4 protein-coding genes and 1 pseudogene are annotated in these 8,792 nt (G+C 31.2%); 2 read left to right on the top strand and 3 right to left on the bottom strand.

The window, feature by feature from the left end; translation table 11 throughout:
* The coding region (locus CKF59_RS05660) for an HsdM family class I SAM-dependent methyltransferase (RefSeq protein WP_147397133.1) at positions 1-1,192 on the bottom strand (1,192 nt) is incomplete at its 3' end.
* A 64-nt stretch (positions 1,193-1,256) separates the two neighbouring features.
* A complete protein-coding gene (locus CKF59_RS05665; RefSeq protein ID WP_119534988.1) occupies positions 1,257-4,478 on the bottom strand; it encodes a type I restriction endonuclease in 3,222 nt (1,073 codons plus the stop codon).
* A gap of 328 nt (positions 4,479-4,806) precedes the next feature.
* Here CKF59_RS05665 and CKF59_RS05670 point away from each other — a divergent pair, with 328 nt between their 5' ends.
* Together CKF59_RS05670 and CKF59_RS05675 are read left to right on the top strand one after the other, a co-directional pair.
* Positions 4,807-5,070, top strand: a complete 264-nt coding sequence (locus tag CKF59_RS05670) for a hypothetical protein (protein WP_119534989.1) — start codon at positions 4,807-4,809, stop codon at positions 5,068-5,070.
* Between the two features lie 26 nt (positions 5,071-5,096).
* Positions 5,097-6,536 (top strand): annotated as a pseudogene (locus tag CKF59_RS05675) (IS1634 family transposase); the annotation flags it as partial.
* Between the two features lie 149 nt (positions 6,537-6,685).
* On the opposite strand, the gene CKF59_RS05680 reads toward CKF59_RS05675, so the two are convergent.
* On the bottom strand, positions 6,686-8,323 hold the full coding sequence (locus CKF59_RS05680; protein WP_119534991.1) for a CTP synthase: 1,638 nt from the start codon (positions 8,321-8,323) through the stop codon (positions 6,686-6,688).
* Positions 8,324-8,792 lie beyond the last annotated feature (469 nt).

Below are 8,792 nucleotides of genomic sequence, written 5' to 3' on the forward strand. Positions count from 1 at the left end.
TAATCCCTGTACTCGTAGTTAAGAATCCAGTAGGAACAACAATTGCACCTTTACCATCTTCTTTTAAAGAGTTAACTACGTGTTGCACAAATAAAGTATAAATATTCATTGAAGATTTATTTTTATTTGGTATCTCAGGAACTCCTGCCCAGAAACGAACATTCTGAGTAGCTAAAGTATCTCTATTCTTAGAAAAATCTAAATTAAACGGAGGATTAGAAACTACAAAATCAAATTTTGGTAATCCCTCCCTTTCATTATTTTTAAAGAAACTTGGTTCTAATAAAGTATCACCTTGGATTACATTATCTAAAGATCTTACCAAACCGTTAATAATTAAATTCAACTTAATAAAGAGGTTACTTTTTGCTGACTGATCTTGAGCATAAATTGTACATCTATTTTCACCAATTTGATGACTTAGCGCCATGAGTAATGTACCTGTACCCGCACTTGGATCATAGATTCTTACATTCTTATACTCTTTATCTCCAGTTAGAAGTCTAGCAATAATGGTAGCAATTGATAGAGGTGTATAGTATTCTGCAAAAACACTTCCTGAATTAGTATTGTAATCTTTAACTAGATATTCAAATATTGTCGAGTAAAAGTCATAATGTTGCTCAAATGCAGCTTCAAAAGAGAATTTAATTAAAGCATTAAAAGCACTTTGAGCTAAAGATTTTGAACGTCCACTTAAGTTACTATCAACATTAAAAATCGCTTTTAGGATAGGTCTTAACTCATTTGAAGTACTTTTGGTATAAAAGCCTTCAAGATTTTGTTCACCTATTTCGATTAGAACCTTATCTACTAATTTATCAAAATCATCATCTTGAACCTTTTCAATTAATGATCCTATAAGATGACTTGGTTTAAAAGATGGAATATTGCTATCTATCTGTGTATAGAAAAACTCTAGTTCATCTTTATCATTTTCAAATTTTTGATAATACTCTAACCAATTATCCCCTTGCTCTTTAATCTCTGAAATTTTCTTTAATTCATAAGTGAATTTATCATTTAAGAATTTGTAAAGAAACAATTGAGTAATAATATTTTGTTCATTAGCAACATTACCAACACCTGCTTCTTTACAAGCTGTTTTTAAGTCATCAATTAGCTTTTTGGTATCCTCGGTAATCTTAGCTAACTTTTCTTCTTGTAATTTTAACTGTTCGTTACTAGTCATATGATCTATATTTCAAAGTTATAAAAAGTTATAAAAAACTATTTTTAGCCTTAAATTTATTTGGTTATTTAGTTCTGCTTAAGAGTTCATTAAAATCATCTTTAACAATCTCTAACATATTTTTAGCATAATCGAAAAAATCTTTACTAGAAATATTTAATTCCTCCGAATAAATACCAAAAATTTGACTCATTTCATATTTAATATCTCTAAACCAGCGAAATGTATTATATGAAGCTCCATTCTCCTCCAACTTATGATTTAGTTTCTTTTGCAAATCTTGTAAGAAGCTAATTAAAAACTGATGGTTCTCATTTTGGAAAATTTGGTATTCATCATTTTTAGAGAATTTACGATAAATACTTAAATAAATAGGATCATTTGCAAAGAGTTTTGCTTCTTCTCTTTCTTTATCTAAGCTACTTTGCATCTTACTTTTGATAGTTTGCAAAGATCTAACATTCTTTTCTAGTTCTTGTTCATCTAAAGCTGAAAGAGCATGTATATTTAACTTCTCTAAAACTTCATTAAAACTTTTCCAGTTTACTTGCGTATCTTCTTCACTCTTATCATAAATTTCTTTATGAATAGAGTTTATCTCTTGCATAGTTGAAATAATTTGTTCTTCTAATTCATTTGTTCTAGATGAATTAATTTTTAATTCTTCTCTTCCACGAAGTTTAAAAGTAAATTGAAGAGTCGCAATAATCTCATCTAGATTTACAAAAGATTCAGGGTACTCCTCACTTCTCAGTTGGTGATATTTTAGGTTCTTAATTCTATTATCTATTTCCTTGATGCAATTGTTATAGTTATCTATATTTAAGCTATCAATAAATTCTCGCTCTTCTTGAGAACCTTGATTTTTAATTCTTTGTTTATGGTTCTGAAACTCTTGAAGGGTTTTAACTAAGTTCACTAGTTCTTGAATATCTTCAACTTTAGATAAATTATTTATAAACTCACTTGGAGATTGATAATTGTATCTTGAAAGTAGAGCTTTACATTCTTCAAAGATCTTGGTCGTTTCCTCAGGATTCACTTCCATTTGCCCTAAAAGATTACCAACGATATTTTCACCTTTGTCATTAACCGCATAAAACTCGGCAAGTTCTTTTTCATATAACTCACTAGTTTTATCAAAGTTTTCTTTAATATCAGCAAAGTCAACAACATATCCATACTTCATTCCCTCAAAAGGTCGATTTACTCTAGTTAAGGCTTGAAGTAAGGTGTGCATATTAAGTTTCTTACCAAAGTAAAGACGTTTTAAGCGAGGGGCATCAAAACCAGTAAGTAACATATCACAAACAAAAAGAATATCTACTTGGTAATTTTTCTTAAAGTTAACAATTACCTCTTCTTTATATTCTTTACTCTCATTATGTAATACTAATCCCGCTTTGAGAATGAGAGGTTCTAAACCTTTACCAGCTCGCTCTTGATTAACTTTATCCAAAGCTTGATTAAAATACTCATACATGGATTTAGCTTGTTTAGTACTTTCACAAATTACCATTCCCCCAAGCTTATTTCCTTGCTCATAAAAATTTCTTCTAAATTCAATGAGATCTTTAATAATATATTGAGTTAAAGGTTGATAATATTCTGGAGCACTTAAAACTTTTGAGCGAGCTTCCCTAAGATCAGAGATATTCTTTTCTTCTAAGGCATCATAGACACTAATAAGTTTTTGACGAAATGAAGTTTCTACATCCTCACGCATAATCCGTAAAGTAACCCCATCTCTGATCGCCTGATCATAGTAATAAATATGAATATAATTCCCAAAAATATTTTTAGTTGCGACTTCATCTTTTAAAAGCGGGGTTCCAGTTAAGGCTAATTTTATTGCCTCAGGATCAGCTTCTACAAGTTCGCCCAAAAACTTACCTGTATCTGAATAAGAACGATGAGCCTCATCAATTATAAAGATACGTTGAATTTTTAAGTTATAAGGATTTTCTATTTTTTCAAACTTATCTTGTTGCTCAAACTTATGAATATTTACGACCGTAATCTCATCATTGCCTTTATCATTAATTTTTATATCAATACTTTGCAATTGCTTAAAGAAATCTACTTTGCTTTTTGGAGTTACAACATGAAGTCCCCGCATTTCAAATTCTGAAATTGCTTGATTGCGCAAATCTAATCTATCGACAATAAAATAAAACTTAGCAACAATATTTTGGGCTTTATAAAAATCACGAATAATCTTGGTTAAGAAGTATGATAATGCAGTTTTACCACTACCTTGAGTATGCCAAATAATCCCTTGCTTAATTCCCTGTTCAAGACCTCTTTTTACCGCTAGAGCTGCAAATAATTGCTGATAACGAATGATATGTTTCTCTTCAATTTTGGTCATCTTACCATCAATTTCTCGAGTATCATTTAAATAAGCTATCCCATATTTTAGTAAGAAGAGAAGTCTTTGAGGACTACAAAGAGAAGTTATAATTCTATTGGTAGGACTATTAATTTCTTGTATGTGAGTTAAAGGTGAAGAGTAATTTTCTTTCCTAAAATCACGACAAATTTGTGCTTTTTGTTGAGGATCTACCGCTACATAGTCATAATTTTTAATAAAATCTGCAATTTCATGGTGATATGGATTTTCTTCTCTAAACACATTGAGCTTTACCTTACTGCGACTATTGGTACAGTAAAAAGCACCGTCTGTAGGAAAAGAACCATAGGCATCACTATATTCCATGTCATTAGAAAAGATCATGAACTGCGTAAGATTTAAAAAGCTTGTAAATCTCTTTTCCTGAATCCGGTCGTTATTCATGCGATTTACTTCAGCTAAAATCCCTTCAGGATTGTTTTGCTTTTTAACTTCAATAAAAACTAATGGTAAACCATTCACAAATAAAGTTATATCAGGACGAAATGACTTACCATCATTTTCATAAGTTAACTCGCCTGTAAAATGATAAACATTATTTTCCGGATGCTCAAAGTCAATAAACTCATTACTTCTTGTAAGTTCTTGATAAAAACTCTTACCTAAATCATCATAAGAAGCAAATTGCTTAAGTTCATGTAACCGCTTGCCTGCTTCCTGCTTTCTACTAGGATTTAGTTTGGCATATTGCTCACAAAATACTTGGCACAAAATATTTGTTTCAGAGTCAATAACCCTTTGTTCTAATTCACTAGTATCATTTTTATTACTTGGAACTAAGCGATAATATTGATATCTCAATTTTAAAAGGTGTAGCATTGCAGGTAACTGCACTAATACACGCTCACTAAAATCATCTCTAGTTGCATTCATAACTACCTCATGAATTAAAGGATGAATTAAAAGATGGAATTGTCACTAAATTTACACAAATCACTTTTACTCTCTTCTCATTTTAGCTAGCTAAAGTTTATTATGCAGAGAGAAAGTCTTAAATTATTATATAATACAAAATTGCAATTATAGTTAACAAACTCGAATAAATTTCGCATATCTTCCCAGTATTTCTTACCTTAATTTCGGCAAGTATCTATAAATTAATTTTGATAATTATCTAGCGTTGACAAACATAACATATCAACTCAACTTACCAATAAATAGGTGATTTTATCTCCATAACCTAAAGGGCCACTTTAATAACATGATGTTTACAGAACTACCTAAGAAAAATATTAGTTTTAAAAAAGGAAAAAATGTAACTAAATATGTATATCTTGCTGTAAACAGATATCGTAATAAAAACGGAGTTCCTACCTCTACTGAAGTTAGCATCGGCAAGCTCGAACCCAATAGTGGTTTACTCATCACAAATAAAAACTTTGCCAAGTATTTTCCTGAAGCTAAATATCTTTCCCAAGCTGAATTTGAGCAGATAATTAGCTCTAAACTACAAGTAATAAAGTAACTGAATCTCCAGCTAAGGTAAAAGCAGTAACTAATGTCGCTGTACCTGCGGAAGAAATTCAAATTCTAGTTACCGGCATAAGCTCTACTTATTTACATCTGTATCGTCAACTAGGTTTAACTTCACTGCTACAACAATACTTTTCGGTTCAAAGTGAACAAATCTTACATTTAGCAGGGTATATGGCTTTTGAAAGTCATAATATGCAAGATTACCTTGCATGGAGCAAAGAACAAGATTTTGCTCCTAAATTTAAACTTGAAACTACCAAAATTTATGATCTTTTTGCTAACTTAGATGAAGAGGCACAGCAAGATTTTCTCAATAGTTGGCAACAGCAATTAAAACAAAAATGCTTATATCTAGATATAGCTATACCCTCATCTCCTTTACAATCCTTGCAACAACATCTTCTCCATAGTACTCACCAAAATGAGCTTCCAAGCACTCATCTTGGTATTATTTATGGGAGTAAAAATAAATTACCTTTGAATTATACATGGCACTCAGATTCTCTTGGTAATGACAAGGTATTTGCATTTATGCTAGAAGCAGAAGAAAAATTAGTTAAAGATACTTCTATTTTTGTTCTCGATTCTCAAGATTTAACTCTTGGTACTTTTAGTTTGTTTAAACAAAATCAGATTAATTTTCTGACTGAAGTTAACAAAGATAGTGCTTTCTTTACTGAAAGTTTACAAAAATCCTTAGCTAAAAATTGGGAATATAATGAATTAAATTTAGAACATCGGATATTTTATCGTGAGATTAAGAGCGAATATTTACAAAATCCGGTAAAACTCTTTATCTATAAAGATAAATATAGAGCTACGCTCGAAGAAGATTGTCTCTTACAAAATCTCTTCTTAAGTGAAGAAGAAAAAAATTACTTACAAGCTTGCCAAAAATTATCCTCACTAGATAATATCGACAACCAAGCTATGGCAAGTAATTATATTTCTAAAGAAACTAATCATAGGGGAAAAAATTTTGAAGATAAAAGTAATTTAGAGAACTGTGAGTTACAAAATCAAGCAACGAGCAAACGAGGATCTTCTTTAATTCCAAGACCTCTGCAAAACCAACTACAACAATGCGGACACTTTATCTTAATCTCTAATCAAATGGATTTAAACTCTACGCAAGCTCTAGAAGCTTATAAGTACACAAATTTGAGTCAAGCTTTCTTTACTAACCTCAGAAGTGAACTTGAAATTACTTCCAGCAGTCTTAGCAAGGAAAAAATTACCCAAGGTAAATTATTTGTTGCTTTTCTTGCTTTAATTCTCCGTCAAAGTATTTGTAATAAATTAGAGAGCAACTCAAAAACTCGAGATTTTACTTTTAGCCAAATAAGAAATGAACTTAATAGAATTAGAAAGGTAAAACTGCAACAACAAACACAGCTGCAGCCTTTAACGGAAAGACAAAAACTTATTGCTCAGGTATTAGATGTGAAGTTTTAAAGGGAGAGAAAACGAAAAATGGGTGGTATAAAAAAAAGAATAGTACAAAAAAGATAATCCAAACAAAAAGAAAATCTAGCCTAACTCAAAAATTAAGTTAAAGAAAAAAGTCTACACCTTTGAGGTATAGACTTTTTCTTTAACTAAAATTATTTTTTATGGTTATGATTTTCTACGCTTGCACGAACAAAATCAATAAATAAAGGTTGTCCTTCACGAGGAGTTGAAGTGAACTCAGGGTGACATTGACAAGCAATAAACCAAGGATGATCTTTTAATTCAATTGCTTCAACTAAACCGTGATGTTCTGAAGTACCTGAAACTACCATCCCATGCTCTTCTAAAGCTGGTACATATTTTGAGTTTACTTCATAACGGTGACGGTGACGCTCAACCATGTTGCCATGGTAAAGATCATAAATACGAGTACCTTGTTTTAACTCAATTTTGTTTGCTCCTAAACGCATAGTACCACCTAATTCTTCAAGGGTACCAGTTTTAAGTACATCTACACCCCATTCTGAGATTAAACCAATTACAGGGTTATTTGTATGAGTATCAAACTCAGTTGAGTTAGCATCGCTAAAACCACATACATGACGAGCAAATTCAATTACCGCTACTTGCATCCCTAAACAAATTCCAAAGTAAGGAATCTTGTGTTCACGTGCATATTGAGCTGCAAGAATTTTTCCTTCAACGCCACGATTACCGAAACCACCTGGAACTAAGATACCATCATAGCCGGCTAACATTTCGTCAGCACCACGTGCTTGCACGGTTTCAGAATCTACGTAGTGGATATTTACTTTAGCACGATTAAATAAACCAGCATGTTTTAAAGCTTCGTTTACTGATTTATAAGCATCTGGTAATTCAACATATTTACCTACTAAAGCAATATTAACTTCATGAATTGGATTTGCTTCTTTATAAATAACTTCTTCCCATTCATGTAAATCTGCAGGTTTAACGTTTAAGTTAAAGCGTTTACATAAAATATCATCTAAACCTTGGCTAGATAATAATGCTGGGATTTTATAAATAGAATCTACATCTTTCATGCTAATTACTGCACGTTCATCTACGTTACAGAATAAAGCAATTTTATTACGTTCATGTACTGGTAAAGCTACAGTTGAACGACAAATTAAAATATCAGGTTGAATCCCAATACTTAAAAGTTCTTTAACCGAATGTTGTGTTGGCTTAGTTTTTACTTCACCTGCCGTCGGTAAATACGGAGCTAAAGAAAGATGGACAAATGCTGTATTTTGACGACCTACACGAATAGATAACTGACGTAAAGCTTCTAAGAAAGGTAGAGACTCTATGTCGCCTACAGTACCACCTACTTCCACTAATGCCACTTGGTGACCTTTAGCTGCAGCTAGTACTTTTTCCTGAATTTCATTTGTAATGTGTGGAATTACTTGAATCGTATGACCTAAGTAGTCTCCACGACGTTCTTTACGTAAAACGTCAGAGTAAACACGACCTGTAGTAAAGTTGTTTAGTTTTGACATTTTAGTGCGGATAAATCTCTCATAATGTCCTAAATCAAGATCTGTTTCTGCACCATCTTCAGTAACGAAAACTTCACCGTGTTGGGTTGGACTCATAGTACCTGGATCTACATTAATGTATGGATCCATTTTTAACATAGTTACGTCAACACCACGAGACTCAAGTAAAGCGGCAATAGAAGCTGCAGCTACACCTTTACCTAGTGAAGAAACAACACCGCCTGTAATAAAGATAAATTTAGTTTGGAATTCAGAAGACATACTTTATATAATTATCCGATTTTTGTTGAAAAAAAAATATATTGCTGTCTAAGTTATCCAGCAATAAACTGATTTTTCACCTGTAACCAGTTACCTATATTGAAATAGGCTACTTTATTTCAATTTCGTATTATATCATTTTATCTAAAAATGGTAAATTTTAATTTAAAAAATAATCATCTTTTATCTTACAGCTAAAAATAAAATCGAGAAAATACTAGCGTAAAAACATATGATTTTTTTTGATTGGGCTAGTTATTCGCTTTTCTGATAAATCCACTCAAGTATTCTATGGTTATAAATTAGCAATTTTGCAAAATTGATTTCTATTTTAAGAATATTAAAAAACTTAAGTCTTTATGTAAATTTTTTTAGCCCCTAGCTTTATTTTGCGATAATAAATATTAATTTGTTGCTTTTCTCAAGTATAATAGTAGCAAAAAATAATATTAAAATACTCTTTTTATAT

Origin of the sequence: Psittacicella gerlachiana (assembly GCF_003585965.1) — a bacterium.
In the GTDB taxonomy this organism is placed as follows: domain Bacteria; phylum Pseudomonadota; class Gammaproteobacteria; order Enterobacterales; family Psittacicellaceae; genus Psittacicella; species Psittacicella gerlachiana.

Bases quoted from the DNA above. Each gene is read 5' to 3' on its own strand.
- CKF59_RS05680 (WP_119534991.1), bottom strand. From the start codon at position 8,323: ATGTCTTCTGAATTCCAAACTAAATTTATCTTTATTACAGGCGGTGTT.
- CKF59_RS05665 (WP_119534988.1), bottom strand. From the start codon at position 4,478: ATGAATGCAACTAGAGATGATTTTAGTGAGCGTGTATTAGTGCAGTTA.
- CKF59_RS05670 (WP_119534989.1), top strand. From the start codon at position 4,807: ATGATGTTTACAGAACTACCTAAGAAAAATATTAGTTTTAAAAAAGGA.